This is a genomic window from Acinetobacter sp. YH12070, assembly GCF_013419625.1.
Lineage (GTDB): Bacteria > Pseudomonadota > Gammaproteobacteria > Pseudomonadales > Moraxellaceae > Acinetobacter > Acinetobacter amyesii.
This window is the reverse complement of sequence record NZ_VOZT01000034.1, coordinates 1-13,606: the sequence shown is the minus strand read 5'-3', so window position 1 is coordinate 13,606 and position 13,606 is coordinate 1. Positions and strand designations below refer to the sequence as shown.

16 protein-coding genes, 2 rRNA genes and 2 pseudogenes are annotated in these 13,606 nt (G+C 42.2%); 11 read left to right on the top strand and 9 right to left on the bottom strand.

Annotation, left to right across the window (positions count from 1 at the left end; translation table 11 throughout):
• The 5 genes from FTU17_RS11070 to FTU17_RS11050 all read left to right on the top strand — a co-directional run bounded on the left by FTU17_RS11070 (nt 1) and on the right by FTU17_RS11050 (nt 2,859).
• On the top strand, nt 1-372 hold the full coding sequence (locus tag FTU17_RS11070) for a hypothetical protein (protein ID WP_180135487.1): 372 nt from the start codon (nt 1-3) through the stop codon (nt 370-372).
• 11 nt (nt 373-383) lie between these two features.
• The gene (locus tag FTU17_RS11065; protein ID WP_180050323.1) at nt 384-1,058 is read left to right on the top strand and encodes an LrgB family protein; all 675 of its coding nucleotides are present in this window, start codon (nt 384-386) and stop codon (nt 1,056-1,058) included.
• Between the two features lie 248 nt (nt 1,059-1,306).
• Nucleotides 1,307-1,759: a DUF2147 domain-containing protein gene (locus FTU17_RS11060; RefSeq protein ID WP_111884999.1), complete on the top strand. Its 453-nt coding sequence runs from the start codon at nt 1,307-1,309 to the stop codon at nt 1,757-1,759.
• Between the two features lie 60 nt (nt 1,760-1,819).
• Nucleotides 1,820-2,269: a DUF2147 domain-containing protein gene (locus FTU17_RS11055; protein WP_168379558.1), complete on the top strand. Its 450-nt coding sequence runs from the start codon at nt 1,820-1,822 to the stop codon at nt 2,267-2,269.
• Nucleotides 2,270-2,412: 143 nt separating this feature from the next.
• Nucleotides 2,413-2,859: a DUF2147 domain-containing protein gene (locus FTU17_RS11050; RefSeq protein ID WP_180135485.1), complete on the top strand. Its 447-nt coding sequence runs from the start codon at nt 2,413-2,415 to the stop codon at nt 2,857-2,859.
• A 52-nt stretch (nt 2,860-2,911) separates the two neighbouring features.
• Here the strand turns inward: FTU17_RS11050 and FTU17_RS11045 are convergent, their stop codons facing one another.
• The 5 genes from FTU17_RS11045 to FTU17_RS11025 all read right to left on the bottom strand — a co-directional run bounded on the left by FTU17_RS11045 (nt 2,912) and on the right by FTU17_RS11025 (nt 6,939).
• Nucleotides 2,912-3,757 carry a symmetrical bis(5'-nucleosyl)-tetraphosphatase gene (locus tag FTU17_RS11045; protein ID WP_180085435.1) on the bottom strand — a complete coding sequence of 282 codons (846 nt, stop codon included), beginning with the start codon at nt 3,755-3,757 and terminating at the stop codon, nt 2,912-2,914.
• Nucleotides 3,758-3,763: 6 nt separating this feature from the next.
• Nucleotides 3,764-4,576 (bottom strand): 16S rRNA (adenine(1518)-N(6)/adenine(1519)-N(6))-dimethyltransferase RsmA, encoded by an 813-nt coding sequence (rsmA, locus tag FTU17_RS11040; RefSeq protein WP_180024991.1) that lies wholly within the window; start codon nt 4,574-4,576, stop codon nt 3,764-3,766.
• 30 nt (nt 4,577-4,606) lie between these two features.
• Complete coding sequence (locus FTU17_RS11035; protein WP_180135483.1) at nt 4,607-5,464, bottom strand: pilus assembly protein PilJ; 858 nt, start codon at nt 5,462-5,464, stop codon at nt 4,607-4,609.
• Between the two features lie 21 nt (nt 5,465-5,485).
• Nucleotides 5,486-6,469 (bottom strand): 4-hydroxythreonine-4-phosphate dehydrogenase PdxA, encoded by a 984-nt coding sequence (gene pdxA, locus FTU17_RS11030; protein ID WP_180135481.1) that lies wholly within the window; start codon nt 6,467-6,469, stop codon nt 5,486-5,488.
• 227 nt (nt 6,470-6,696) lie between these two features.
• Nucleotides 6,697-6,939 carry a hypothetical protein gene (locus FTU17_RS11025; RefSeq protein WP_180060224.1) on the bottom strand — a complete coding sequence of 81 codons (243 nt, stop codon included), beginning with the start codon at nt 6,937-6,939 and terminating at the stop codon, nt 6,697-6,699.
• Between the two features lie 191 nt (nt 6,940-7,130).
• On the opposite strand from FTU17_RS11025, the gene rplM reads away from it, so the two are divergent.
• Both rplM and rpsI read left to right on the top strand, forming a co-directional pair.
• Nucleotides 7,131-7,559 (top strand): 50S ribosomal protein L13, encoded by a 429-nt coding sequence (gene rplM / locus FTU17_RS11020; RefSeq protein WP_004722943.1) that lies wholly within the window; start codon nt 7,131-7,133, stop codon nt 7,557-7,559.
• A gap of 12 nt (nt 7,560-7,571) precedes the next feature.
• A complete protein-coding gene (rpsI, locus tag FTU17_RS11015; protein WP_078190115.1) occupies nt 7,572-7,958 on the top strand; it encodes a 30S ribosomal protein S9 in 387 nt (128 codons plus the stop codon).
• 62 nt (nt 7,959-8,020) lie between these two features.
• Here the strand turns inward: rpsI and FTU17_RS11010 are convergent, their stop codons facing one another.
• Nucleotides 8,021-8,266 (bottom strand): hypothetical protein, encoded by a 246-nt coding sequence (locus tag FTU17_RS11010; protein WP_180005134.1) that lies wholly within the window; start codon nt 8,264-8,266, stop codon nt 8,021-8,023.
• Nucleotides 8,267-8,430: 164 nt separating this feature from the next.
• Between FTU17_RS11010 and FTU17_RS11005 the strand changes: the two genes are divergently transcribed.
• From FTU17_RS11005 to FTU17_RS10995, 3 genes are read left to right on the top strand one after another with little or no spacing between them, the layout of a single operon-like run.
• Complete coding sequence (locus FTU17_RS11005) at nt 8,431-9,084, top strand: glutathione S-transferase N-terminal domain-containing protein (RefSeq protein ID WP_180005135.1); 654 nt, start codon at nt 8,431-8,433, stop codon at nt 9,082-9,084.
• Between the two features lie 27 nt (nt 9,085-9,111).
• Nucleotides 9,112-9,540 (top strand): ClpXP protease specificity-enhancing factor, encoded by a 429-nt coding sequence (locus FTU17_RS11000; RefSeq protein WP_078194278.1) that lies wholly within the window; start codon nt 9,112-9,114, stop codon nt 9,538-9,540.
• An 18-nt stretch (nt 9,541-9,558) separates the two neighbouring features.
• Nucleotides 9,559-10,200, top strand: coding sequence for a hypothetical protein (locus tag FTU17_RS10995; protein ID WP_180060222.1), 642 nt, complete (start codon nt 9,559-9,561; stop codon nt 10,198-10,200).
• 141 nt (nt 10,201-10,341) lie between these two features.
• Here FTU17_RS10995 and FTU17_RS10990 read toward each other — a convergent pair.
• Nucleotides 10,342-10,682 (bottom strand): annotated as a pseudogene (locus tag FTU17_RS10990) (IS3 family transposase); the annotation flags it as partial.
• Nucleotides 10,683-10,714: 32 nt separating this feature from the next.
• On the opposite strand from FTU17_RS10990, the pseudogene FTU17_RS17525 reads away from it, so the two are divergent.
• Nucleotides 10,715-10,840 (top strand): annotated as a pseudogene (locus tag FTU17_RS17525) (hypothetical protein); the annotation flags it as partial.
• A 123-nt stretch (nt 10,841-10,963) separates the two neighbouring features.
• Here the strand turns inward: FTU17_RS17525 and rrf are convergent.
• Together rrf and FTU17_RS10980 are read right to left on the bottom strand one after the other, a co-directional pair.
• Nucleotides 10,964-11,078, bottom strand: a 5S ribosomal RNA gene (gene rrf / locus FTU17_RS10985).
• Nucleotides 11,079-11,255: 177 nt separating this feature from the next.
• A 23S ribosomal RNA gene (locus FTU17_RS10980) occupies nt 11,256-13,606 on the bottom strand; the annotation flags it as partial.

Below are 13,606 nucleotides of genomic sequence, written 5' to 3'. Positions count from 1 at the left end.
ATGGACTGGATCAAGCGCATCGACTGGAAAGCCTGGATAGGCACTATTGCATTAATTATTATTTTCCGTGAAGGCGCGGTCTGGGTCATGAAGCAATTCAATCACCCCGAATTAGGCAATCTCGTCGGACTGATTAGCTTACTGATCGTGCTTTCATTTTGGAGAAAATTCAACAAAATTCCGGCCAGTTTGGTCGACACCAATAATAAAATCATGAAAGAAAGTGCCTTTGCCTTCTTACCCATTAGTGCAGGCTCATTGCTGATGATGATGCATTTAGGCGATGAAATTCCGATATTTTTGATTGTTCTCTTTGTCAGCACCCTCATACCGCTGTGGGTCTACGCAAAAATGTCTAAGAAATGGCTATAAGGAGAATCAACATGCTTTCAATCCTCTCTGGATTCATCATTACCCTGATCGCCTATCTTGTAGCAAAACCCATTAATAAAAAATTACCGCAAATCCCCGTGATTGTGATTGGGATGTTTTTCGTCATTGGTATGCTCTATCTGTTTGGCATTTCCTATGAAAGTTATATGACACAGGTGAATCCACTATTCAATAACTTACTCGGCTATGTCACGGTGGCTCTAGCCATTCCTTTAGCAGCGATGCGTTACGATGACTTACCATTAAAAGCCGTAGGCGGGATTTTAGTCTTTGCCAGTATCAGTGCCGTTGCCCTCCCTATGGGGCTGGCTTATTTACTGCATCTGTCTGATCCAACCATTATGGCTTTCGCTACACGAGCTGTGACGACCCCTATTGCCATCAACATTGCTACGCTACTGCATTCCCCGATTCCTTTGGTGATTTTGATTGTGATTTTATCAGGGGTGATTGGTGCAGCATTTTCACCCATCATACTCAAAAATATTCATGATGAACGTGCATCAGGACTCGCCTTAGGACTTGCTGCACATGCAATTGGCACAGCTCAAGCTTGGCAGCGCGGCAGCATTGCTGGGCGCTATGCGGCATTTGGCATGGCGGTAAATGCAGTATTCACAGCAATCTGGTTGCCAACTTTCATACTCTATCTACAAAATATGTGACTGAGCAATCACTTTTAAATGATTGTTTTGTATAAAAAATAAACTTAATATAAATTCTAGGGTACACCACAACACATTGAACGATGTGCTGTGGATGTTACATTTTTGGTAAAGGCACTTTTGTGCAACATGTCAACTTTCCCGAATAAAATGTAAATATTTAGGCTTAGAGTAGTTGCTCTAAGTTCAAATATTACCTAGTATGATCAATAAACCCTCACAAAGTGTATTGATAAAGGATTATTAATATGATCGAAAAAAGTTTGAAATGGGCTGCATTATTTGGTGCTGTAGTCACAAGCTCTGCACTCTATGCTCAAGATCTTACAGGGACTTGGCAACAAATTGACGATAAAACCGGTTCGCCTAAAGCACTGATCGAAATTCGAAAAGATGCCAAAGACACCTATACCGGCAAAATTGTGAAAGTGACGCCACGTCCGGGTTATACACCAAAGGAAAAATGTGTGAATTGCCCTGCACCTTATACCAACCAGCCTATTTTAGGGATGGATGTATTTAAGGGGCTGAAACTTGAAAGTGAAAATACCTACTCTCAAGGAAAAATTATTGATCCTTTAGCAGGCAAAATTTACAGCTTAAAAGGCAAAATTTCTGCCAATGGTAAGCGCTTACATTTACGTGGATATCTGGGGATTTCCGCAATTGGTCGTACACAGACATGGATTCGCGCTGAATAAATTTTAAATTTATTCAGTAAATTGATTTGATATAGGTGAACCACCTACAGGGAATATCTGATGAAAAAATTAAAAGTGAGCCTCTTATTCTTAGCTGCTGTAATGAGTGGTTCAGCTTTTGCTCAAGACCTTTCAGGAACTTGGCAACAAATTGATGATAAAACAGGTTCACAAAAAGCCATTATTGAAATCCGTAAAGAAAGTAATGGCACATTCGTGGGTAAAATCATCAAAGTGACGCCGCGTCCGGGCTATACACCACGCGACACCTGCGTAAACTGCCCTGCACCCTACAAAAACAAGCCAATCTTAGGCCTTGATATCTTAACAGGTTTAAAACATATTGAAGGCACTAATAACTACGACAAAGGCCGTATTATTGACCCTCTTTCAGGCAAAGTTTACGACACAAAAATCCGTTTAAATGCCAGTGGGAAACGCCTAACTTTACGGGGTTATATGGGTGTTTCTGCACTTGGTCGTAGCCAAACTTGGATTCGCCAAGAGTAACCTCAAACAAGTAAAAAAACCGCCGACATGGCGGTTTTTCTTATTCCGAATATCTTCAAATTATTTTTAAATTAAAGTTGACTATTCTCATAAACTTTCTAACATACGTGCTCATAAATCATGCTTCTCGGGGACAAGCGATCATGTTTAAAAAAATATTATTCAGCCTATGTACATTGGGTATGATGAATGTTGCATTTGCAAATGACATTGCTGGCACATGGCAACAAATTGACGATAAAACAGGAGCTGCAAAAGCAATTATTTCGATTCACAAAGAATCCAATAATACCTATACCGGTAAAATTATTAAAATTACACCACGTCCGGGCTATACACCGCAAAAAAACTGCAATAAGTGCCCTGCACCTTATACCAACCAACCGATTCTCGGCATGGAGATTATTAAAGGCTTAAAACAAATAAATAGCACCAATAATTATGAAAAAGGTCGTATTATCGACCCTCTTTCTGGCAAAGTTTATGATGCTAAAGTGCGCTTAAACAGCACAGGAAAACGTATTTCGATCCGTGCAAGTATTGGCGTTTCAGTCTTAGGTCGTAACCAAACTTGGATTCGTTTAGACTAATCCTCACACCAATAAAAAGCCGCATCAATGCGGCTTTTTTATTTTTAAATACTTACATTACAGGATTATCGACAGCAAACATGTGCTGATCTTCTAAACGATAGGCCATCAACTGATTGCCCCAGACACATCCGCCATCCACATTTTGGATTTTTGCTGAAATGCTTTTTCCTTGTAAAGCAGCCCAATGACCAAAAAGAATTTGATGGGTCTGAGCTGCTTGTGACTCAAACTCAAACCATGGCTTAAAACCCTTCGGCATAGGGTCATCGAGTGAATCTTTAAAACTGAACTCTAATCGACCTTCTGCATCGGTTAAGCGCATGCGGGTCAAATAGTTGGTAATACAGCGTAAGCGCGCATGACCAGACAAATCATCCGACCATAGGTTCGGCTCTTTACCGTACATCACTTGAAGAAACGCATCGACCACATCAAAGTCGTCATGACCAATCACCGCTTCCACTTCCTTTGCCAAGTCTGCGGTTTGCTGCGCAGTCCAATTCAAAGGAATACCCGCATGAGTCAAAATGGTTTGCTCATTCGGAAATAGACACAGCGGCTGCTTGCGTAACCAATCGATCAAATCATCACTTTCTAAAGCGTGAATCACATCATCGATATTGTCTTTAGGATTGATATCCTTAATACCACGAGCGCATGCCAGCAAAGTCAGATCATGATTGCCCAGTACCGTCGCCGCAACTTCACTATCCACTAATTTTTTGATGAACCGCAAAGCGCCTACCGAGTTTTCACCCCGTGCGACGAGATCACCGGCAAACCATATAAAATCTTGGTCTGCATCAAACTTGATCTCTTTCAGTAAAGCTTTTAATGCTTCAAAACAGCCTTGAACATCACCAATGACATAGTTATAGCGAATAGAGCGAGTCATAATTATTTAAGCCACCATTTGATCTGCTAATGCGACAAATTCTGCAAGTGTTAGGGTTTCTGGACGCGCCATTGGATCAACCCCTGCATTTTCAAAACCGTCTTCAACCAACATGCCTTTTAAGCTGTTGCGTAACGTCTTACGGCGTTGAGTAAAGACATGTGAAACCAAACGCGCAAGCGCTTTTTCATTTTTCGCCACAATCGGTTTAACGGCATAAGGCTCTAAACGGAATACCGCAGAGGTGACTTTTGGCGGCGGATTAAACGAACCCGGCGGCACTTCAAATAAAAACGTCGGTTTACAGAAGTATTGGATCATCACCGATAAACGGCCGTATTCTTTAGTATTCGGTGAAGCGGTAATACGGTCCACGACTTCTTTTTGCAGCATGAAGTGCATGTCTTTGACTTTGTCGCCAAACTCCAAGAGATGAAACAGCAGCGGAGTCGAGATGTTATACGGCAAGTTACCAACCACACGCAGTGGACGGCCTTCGGCAAACAGCTCGGTAAAGTCATATTTCAGCGCGTCGGTTTCAACAATGGTCAAGCGCTCGGGATGCGGCACACGGCCCGGCAAACCTGCGGCTAAGTCACGGTCCAGCTCAACCACAGTTAGAGCATCACATTCACCAATTAAAGGCGATGTAAGCGCAGCAAGACCGGGACCAATTTCGACAATATTGTCACCAGTACGCGGATTTACCGAACGTACAATTTTGGCAATAACACGTTGATCATGTAAGAAATTCTGTCCAAACCGCTTACGCGTGTGATGCCCTTCATCTTTTGGGTTTAGGGCATTAATTTGATACATAAAATTCTCCGCATAGGTTTATTACAACGATTACTGACTTGATTCAAATTCACTCAAGCGAGCAAAAATTTCTTCGGACTTGGTCACATTATCCCGAGCCGCTTTAATTACACTGAGCAATGGCTCTCTTTGTTGCAACAAAGCCATTGTTTCAGATTTCATCATTTCTTCAGTTTCAGCTTGAATGGAGAGCAAACTTTCACGCATTTCAGCATTGTTTACGCGCTCTACACCCAGTTCGGGATTACCATTCAGTTGAGCCTTCAAATAAATATTGAAAGTTTCAAAATCTGCTAAAAAGTCATCTAAATCGTCTGGATGAATAGAATTCACATCAGTTAACTTCAGCAAAGAACTCAACATTCGTCCCGCAATATAGACTTGATTTTTGGCAATCATTGCTTGAATAGCTGAATTGTTTACTCTAGCCATCATATCAGCCAGAATGTTATATTCAGCTTGAATACCCGGAATGGTTTCACTTACAAGAAGTTGAGATTCATATAGCGCACTCAGGCTATTTTGATGCTGTACAAGCAGATCAATATTAGCATTGATTGCCTGTCCATCTTGAAGCATTTTATCAGCACCATCACGATTCGCATATTTTTTATGCACCGCAGTCAGCGCTTGATTAAATTTTTGCTGATTATGTTTAAAGCCATCCACGGCAGCCGGTGATGCAAAACGTATAAATCCTTCCGTCTGTTTTGGAATTTGCAGCGATAATACTTTTAATTCACAAGAATGATGATCTGTAGCGAGCGTTGAGCATGCTGACAGCATCAACGCTAACGCAATCCCAAAAAATGGGCGAATGATCGATTTCGCCCTAAGCATCTTGTTTTTTTCCTGTTTTATTTTTGATAATTTTTTACTATTATTCATATAAAATTCAAACCTTTATTATTAAGTTTCGTTATTTTTCGCACGTGCTAATTCTAAAGCCAAATCAACCGCCACCTGTAAACTCGAACTTTTAGCAAGCCCGGTTCCAGCCAGTGACAGTGCTGTGCCGTGATCCACTGAAGTCCGAATAAATGGTAAGCCCAAAGTGATATTGATGGCTTCGCCAAAACCCTGCGACTTTAACACAGGCAAGCCCTGATCGTGATACATCGCCAAAACCGCATCTGCATCTTTTAAATTTTCAGGGGTAAATAAGGTATCGGCAGGTAAGCTCAGGCTCATATTCACCCCTTGAGCGCGATAACGCTCTAGCACCGGATTGATCACTTCAATCTCCTCCATGCCCAAATAGCCATCTTCACCCGCATGCGGATTTAAACCGCAGACTAAAATATGCGGATGATCTTTTTTAAATTTGGTTTTTAAGTCATGAATTAATATATCGATGACTTGATGCAAACGTTCTTGAGTAATGGCATCGGCTACATCACGAAGCGGTAAATGTGTAGTTGCCAATGAGACACGGAGCGTTTTGGTCGCAAGCATCATCACGACACGATCAACGCCTGCAAATTCTTGATAAAACTCCGTATGTCCGCTGAAATGGATACCGGCATCATTAATAATTGACTTTTGCACAGGTGCAGTTGCAACACCTACACTTTTGCCAGACATCGCATAATCTGCAGAACGACGTAATTGTTCCAACACATAGGCTGCATTATTCACATCTAACTGACCTGCGATGACAGGTTTAGTCACAGGCACATGTTCTACATAAAGCTGACCTAGAGCTGCCGACTCCTCCTGCCCAACATAGTCAATCAGTTCAACTTCGAGCTTTAACTGTTGAGCACGCTTGAGCAGCAAATCTTTATCAATAAGAACCACAAGTGGCCTTTCATCTATTCGATTGGCTAAGCTCAAACAAATATCAGGTCCGATACCTGCGGGTTCACCGCTCGTGATATATAAAGGCAGCATGGGTCTATCCTGTGTGTGCAATAGCATTATTATACTGTGTGATGCACATGACAGACCTAATTTTATTGACTAAAAATATCGGACTAAAACTCAAAAATAACCGCGTTGTGCGACATTGTATGGAATGAAATCGAAAGCAAAACCTGAAATGCCAATGATCCAAATCAGTGCAATAAGAATTACAATGCCGCGCTGAACGGTCGGTACATGCTGCGGGTAGTTCGTTATCAGCCAAAAAACATACCGCCCACAAGCAATAATCCAATCAACAGATAAACCAATAAATAACTAAGGAAAAATAAAGTGAGCATCATTAACAAAACGATGATTGCGCCATCCGCCCCATGCAAAGACACCAAATACAAAAAAGTTGGGCTTAAAATCAAGGTGCTACATAAGCCCATTAAATACCACCAATGTCGCCAAAATAAGGGGTCAGGTGTGGTTTTTAACAGATTAGAATTCGACATGATTTACATTCACCCGCTTTTTTTATAATTTCTGGATTATCTGCTGTTTATTGCTGAAGAAATATACTACAATACAGCGCTTGAAATTTTATATTTTCATTTGTGATTCTTCACGTATTCGTATAGAATCGCGTCTCCTTTTGTTTGGACAGCTTCCATAGTCCAAACCAACTATAATAGGTAGTGGTTTAATGAAAACTCTCAGCGCTAAGCCAGCTGAAGTTCAACACGACTGGTACGTTGTTGATGCTTCTGGCAAAACTTTAGGTCGCCTTGCGACTGAAATCGCTCGTCGTTTACGCGGTAAGCACAAAACTTCTTATACTCCTCACGTTGACACTGGTGACTACATCGTTGTTATCAATGCTGAGCAAGTTCAAGTGACTGGTAAAAAATCACTTGATAAGAAATATTATCGCCACACTGGTTTCCCTGGTGGTATTCGTGAAACTAATTTCGAAAAATTAGTTGCTCACAAACCAGAAGAAATCTTCGAACGTGCTGTAAAAGGCATGTTGCCAAAAGGTCCTCTTGGTTATGCAATGATCAAGAAAATGAAAGTGTACGCTGGTACTGAGCATCCACATACTGCTCAACAGCCACAAGTTTTGGACATCTAAGGGATACAGCACATGGCTACTAACTATGGTACAGGTCGCCGTAAGACCGCAACTGCACGTGTTTTCCTATCAGCTGGTACTGGTAAACTCGTAATCAACAACCGTTCTTTAGAACAATATTTCGGTCGTGAAACTGCTCGTATGGTTGTTAACCAACCACTTGAGCTTTTAGAAGCTACTGAGAAATATGACCTTTACATCACTGTTGCTGGTGGTGGTATCGGTGGTCAAGCAGGCGCTATCCGTCACGGTATTACTCGTGCATTGATTGCTTCTGACGAAACTCTTAAACCTGCTCTTCGTCAAGCTGGTTTCGTTACTCGTGATGCTCGTGAAGTTGAACGTAAGAAACTTGGTTTACGTAAAGCTCGTAAACGTCCTCAATTCTCTAAACGTTAATTCGTTTACCGAATCGGACAAAAAACCTTGGCTTATGCCAAGGTTTTTTTATGTCTTAATTTTTATGAAGATGATGCAAATAGAATAACGATCCGATAAACAAAAAGACTCAAACTCGCAATTAAGCATATAACCGACAGTGTTAGTGTAATTGTACAGATGGTCATTTTGCTTTTTTGTTCTAGGCTATCATCCTCTGCTCCATAATCAGAGGCATAACCTCCAGCGAGTGCCGTATAAAAGCCAATGCCCATAAAAATAACAGCAGCTAAAAATAATAATTTTTGTACAAGTGCAATGGTCATCATGCGGTGACGATCAGGTAAATGAATGACATGAAAAGCTATCAGATAAAATCAAATAAAACAAAACTGTAATTTTCACTGTAGCTGCATTGATATTGCTAAAGTCCCCGTGATTTTACTGTCTAATTTTAGTATCCTATCTTATTCATTTCTCATCGTCTCGGATTATGTCAGTCGAAAATGCACCTCTTCAAGGGATTACGCTTTACAGTCATGCGGATGACTTTCGCTCACACTGGATACGCTATGTACTTGCAGAGAAGCAAATCAAACATAATTTAATTATTGCTGATGATGAAGACGAAGATCTTGCAAGTTTAAATCCCTACAATCAACTTCCGATGATGATTGAAAATGGCCTAAAACTCTATAAAAGCAGTATTATTGCCGAATATCTGGATGACCGATATCGTCAAAATAAACTGTATGCAGATGCACCCATGCCTCGTGCAGAGCAACGTCAATATGTATGGCGCTTCGAACAAGATTGGTTAAGACTTGCCGATATTATGCTTCGCCATCCCGATACCCTCGATGAAAAAGCCAAACAAAAAGCACAAAAACAATTACGTGATACACTCATTTCACTAACCCCCTTGTTTCAGCATTATCCTTATTTTATGTCTGAACAATTTAGCATGTTAGACTGTATGCTCGCACCTGTATTTCTGCGCCTAAAAGCCATGGGGATTGAGCTTCCCAAACAGCAATGCCGCCCTATATTTCTCTATTGCCAACGCATCTTTAGCCGTCCTGCATTTATCAAATCGATGACATTGCAGGAAAAAAATCGCTATAGCGAGCTTTTAGCAAAAAATTAATTTCCCATAAATATTCGAGTAAGCATTATGTCTGAACAGGAACTACAACTCACTCCAACGCGTCCATACTTAACACGGGCACTTTATGAATGGATTTGTGACAATCAACTTACACCGTACCTACTTGTCGATGCGACACAGAATGGTACGATGGTACCAGTTCAATATATCCAAGATGGCCAAATTGTCCTGAATATTGCACCCCATGCAACGCATGCGCTGCATATGAGCAATGAGACGATTACTTTCTCTGCACGCTTTGGTGGCGTTTCGCAAAACCTCTATATCCCCTTTTCTGCTGTTCTAGGTATCTATGCACGTGAAAATGGTCAAGGCATGTTCTTCGATCCTCAAGAATATGAAGGTATTCAGAATGATCAAAATGCTTTAAAATCAAACGACCAAGAACAACAAGAGCAGCCGAAGAAAAAACCGGGTTTAAGGTTGCTCGATTAAAGAATAAGGAAGCGAATAATGGCTTTTGATTTAGTACAATATTTTGTCGAACAAATAGAATCTCAAAAGCCTATGCTTTTAAGTCATTTAAATCGTGAAGAAAAACGACAACATTTACGTGAAATTAATGCTTTAACCTTAGGTGAATTAATTCATCAGCTACGCATTAATGGCGAAAAGGTTTATCAAGAAATTACTCAGCCTGATGAACTCTATATTCAGGAAGTTTCACGCCATCTCACTACAAACCCTTCAAATGCATCAACATTAGAACGCTCTGAACTCGAAAACCTAACTACAGAAGTTTTTCATTTACAATTAAATGAATTAAAACAACTTCATGATACAGGCTCACATTCGCCACAAAGTATTCGAGAATTACTCAATGGACAAATTGAACATCTTTCTGGTCAAGCGGATGATTGGGTTTGGTCAACAAACAACCTAACAGAGCTCCTTGGTTCTAAACCAAATCTGCAAGAAGAGATATCATTAGAAGCATCAATGAAGGAGTTCAATCAAATGGTTAATCAACAACATACGCAAGATGACGTGACAACTGAAGTACAAGTACCAACTTGGTCAAAAATTGTAGAGCCTATCGTTGCAGTGGTGATTTTATGGATTCTAGCATCTGCAGCTTGTAATATTTTTGCTTAAGTGACTTCATTTTTCTAAATCAATGACCTGCTTTTTAAGCAGGTTTTTTTTAATCGAATATTTAGGATATTGATATTTTAAATATAAAATTTACCCGATAAAGGTAGCCAAATAATGATCCCAGGCAGTATCGTGGACAACCTATCCCTCTAAATTCTTAAAATATTTCTGCTCAAAGGCTTCTGGGCTTAACCAACCATTTGCAGAGAGCCTTCTCACTCGATTGTAGTAAATCTCAATATAGTCAAACAAGACAACATTGGCTTCTTTTCGGGTCAAAAATACACTGCCATGTACCACATGACCTTTAAATGTGTGAAAGAAGCTTTCTGTTACTGCATTATCCCATGAGCAATATACTGCGCAAGGCCTCGTCTAGACATGCTTTGGATGCTGTTATTCATCAATAATAGCGCTCTAAAATCACGACTACAGTGCTGTGAGCCTTGGTCAGAATGGACCATGATATTCGTTGGATACCCGCCCACAATTCAAATTATGCAGTCATTGGCTTATGTTAGCCTGGATGATTTCAGAAGAACGAACCATTCATGAAATTTTAAATAAACCCTTTTATCATCCAACTTTAGAAGAAGGGTTAAGAACTGCATTAAAGCATGCACGATGTCAGTTAAGATAATTTTATCGTTTTAGGTCGATTTATAGCGTTGGATTTCCAACGCTTTATTATCGCCCCCTTTTATCTTTTTTCCACACATAAAAAAACACCCCCTGCACTAGTCAGAGGGTGTTTCGAATAATGAGCTGGCGATGACTTACTCTCACATGGGTAACCCCACACTACCATCAGCGCTAAGAGGTTTCACTTCTGAGTTCGGGAAGGGATCAGGTGGTTCACTCTTGCTATTGTCGCCAGCACAACTGTTATGACTTTGCATTTGGTCTTATCTTTTCAGTGCCGTTGCTTGGTCAAATGAGTTATTAACAGATCATATCTAAGTTGCATATTTTGTTCTTAAGCGTTAACTAAATCAAGTTATTTTGCTTAATATCGAATCAATTGATGCTTGATACAACAACTGTTTGGGTGTTGTATAGTCAAGCCTCACGAGCAATTAGTATTGGTCAGCTTCATGCGTCACCGCACTTCCACATCCAACCTATCAACGTCGTAGTCTTCAACGGCTCTTTAGTGGACATAAAGTCCAAGGGAAATCTTATCTTGAGGTAGGCTTCCCGCTTAGATGCTTTCAGCGGTTATCCCTTCCGAACATAGCTACCCGGCGATGCGACTGGCGTCACAACCGGTACACCAGAGGTTCGTCCACTCTGGTCCTCTCGTACTAGGAGCAGATCCTCTCAAATTTCCAGCGCCCACGGTAGATAGGGACCGAACTGTCTCACGACGTTCTAAACCCAGCTCGCGTACCTCTTTAAATGGCGAACAGCCATACCCTTGGGACCTGCTTCAGCCCCAGGATGAGATGAGCCGACATCGAGGTGCCAAACACCGCCGTCGATATGAACTCTTGGGCGGTATCAGCCTGTTATCCCCAGAGTACCTTTTATCCGTTGAGCGATGGCCCTTCCATACAGAACCACCGGATCACTAAGACCTACTTTCGTACCTGCTCGACTTGTGGGTCTCGCAGTTAAGCGCGCTTTTGCCTTTATACTCTACGCGTGATTTCCGACCACGCTGAGCGCACCTTCGTACTCCTCCGTTACTCTTTAGGAGGAGACCGCCCCAGTCAAACTACCCACCAGACATGGTCCTCGCTCCAGATAATGGAGCAGAGTTAGAACCTCAATATTACCAGGGTGGTATTTCAAGATTGGCTCCACCGAAACTAGCGTCTCGGTTTCAAAGCCTCCCACCTATCCTACACAAGTAAGATCAAAGTTCAATGTCAAGCTGCAGTAAAGGTTCACGGGGTCTTTCCGTCTAGCCGCGGGTACACCGCATCTTCACGGCGATTTCGATTTCACTGAGCCTCTGCTGGAGACAGCGCCCCCATCATTATGCCATTCGTGCAGGTCGGAACTTACCCGACAAGGAATTTCGCTACCTTAGGACCGTTATAGTTACGGCCGCCGTTTACTGGGGCTTCGATCAAGAGCTTCGCTTACGCTAACCCCATCAATTAACCTTCCAGCACCGGGCAGGCATCACACCCTATACGTCCACTTTCGTGTTTGCAGAGTGCTATGTTTTTAATAAACAGTTGCAGGGGCCTGGTTTCTGTGGCTGCTCTCAGCTCAGGAAGCAAGTTCCATCACCAAAAGCAGCGTACCTTCTCCCGAAGTTACGGTACCATTTTGCCTAGTTCCTTCAGCAGAGTTCTCTCAAGCGCTTTGGTCTACTCGACCTGACCACCTGTGTCGGTTTCGGGTACGATTCCAGTGTAACTGAAGCTTAGAGACTTTTCCTGGAAGTATGGTATCAGCCACTTCACTGTACAAGTACAGCTTGCTGTCAGATCTCAGCATAGAGTACCCCGGATTTGCCTAAGATACATGCCTACTTCCTTTCACCTGGACAACCAACGCCAGGCTGACTTAACCTTCTCCGTCCTCTCATCGCATTACACTGAAGTATTGGAATATTAACCAATTTCCCATCGACTACGCCTCTCGGCCTCGCCTTAGGGGTCGACTCACCCAGCCCCGATTAACGTTGGACTGGAACCCTTGGTCTTTCAGCGAACGGGTTTTTCACCCGTTTTGTCGTTACTCACGTCAGCATTCGCACTTCTGATACCTCCAGCAGACTTCTCAATCCACCTTCATCGGCTTACAGAACGCTCCCCTACCACTTACACTAATGTGTAAATCCGCAGCTTCGGCATATAGTTTTAGCCCCGTTACATCTTCCGCGCAGGCCGACTCGACTAGTGAGCTATTACGCTTTCTTTAAAGGGTGGCTGCTTCTAAGCCAACCTCCTAGCTGTCTATGCCTTCCCACATCGTTTCCCACTTAACTATAATTTTGGGGCCTTAGCTGGCGGTCTGGATTGTTTTCCTCTTGACTACGGACGTTAGCACCCGCAGTCTGTCTCCCGGATAGTACTCATTGGTATTCGGAGTTTGCATCGGTTTGGTAAGTCGGGATGACCCCCTAGCCGAAACAGTGCTCTACCCCCAATGGTATTCGTCCGAGGCGCTACCTAAATAGCTTTCGGGGAGAACCAGCTATCACCGAGTTTGATTAGCCTTTCACCCCTATCCACAAGTCATCCCCTGGCTTTTCAACGACAGTGGGTTCGGTCCTCCAGTTAGTGTTACCCAACCTTCAACCTGCTCATGGATAGATCACCCGGTTTCGGGTCTACACCCAGCAACTAAACGCCCTATTAAGACTCGATTTCTCTACGGCTCCCCTAATCGGTTAACCTTGCTACTGAATGTAAGTCGCTGACCCATTATACAAAAGGTACGCAGTCAC